The organism is Pseudomonas sp. 2995-1 (assembly GCF_002742505.1).
Taxonomy (GTDB): domain Bacteria; phylum Pseudomonadota; class Gammaproteobacteria; order Pseudomonadales; family Pseudomonadaceae; genus Aquipseudomonas; species Aquipseudomonas sivasensis.
Map to the genome: position 1 here is coordinate 1 of NZ_LJSA01000399.1, position 671 is coordinate 671.

At 55.7% G+C, this 671-nt stretch carries 1 protein-coding gene; it reads left to right on the forward strand.

What is annotated here, in order from left to right:
• Positions 1 to 671: hypothetical protein (locus AOA61_RS31245; RefSeq protein ID WP_218197365.1), on the forward strand; the 671-nt coding region annotated here is incomplete at both ends.

The window sequence follows — 671 nt, forward strand, 5'->3', positions numbered from 1 at the left end:
GCCGGTACCTTCGTCGCGAAAGACGAAGAAACCCCGCGCGAAAACCTGAACATCAGCTTCACCGCTGGCACCAACGCAGATGGCTACTACGCCATCTCCGGCAACAACGTCGTGCTGACTGAAAAAGGTGCTGACTTCGTTAACGCGGGTAACCAGCTGCCGAAGATCGACCTGACTGTTACCGATGTTGAAGGCCTGAATTCCACTGGCACCGGTCAACCGACCGTGACCTTGGTTAACGACGTCCCAGTAATTGCTGTCACGCCGACCACCATCGTCGAGAACACCGCTGAAGCAGGCACTATCGCCGGTACCTTCGTCGCTAAAGACGAAGAAACCCCACGCGAAAACCTGAACATCAGCTTCACCGCTGGCACCAACGCAGATGGCTACTACGCCATCTCCGGCAACAACGTAGTCCTGACCGAAAAAGGCGCTGACTTCGTTAACGCTGGCAACCAGCTGCCGAAGATCGACCTGACCGTTACTGACGTTGAAGGCCTGAATTCCACTGGCACCGGTCAACCGACCGTGACCTTGGTTAACGACGTTCCGGTAATTGCTGTCACGCCGACTACCATCGTCGAGAACACTGCTGAAGCAGGCACCGTCGCCGGTACTTTCATCGCGAAAGACGAAGAAACCCCACGCGAGAACCTGAACATCAGAAA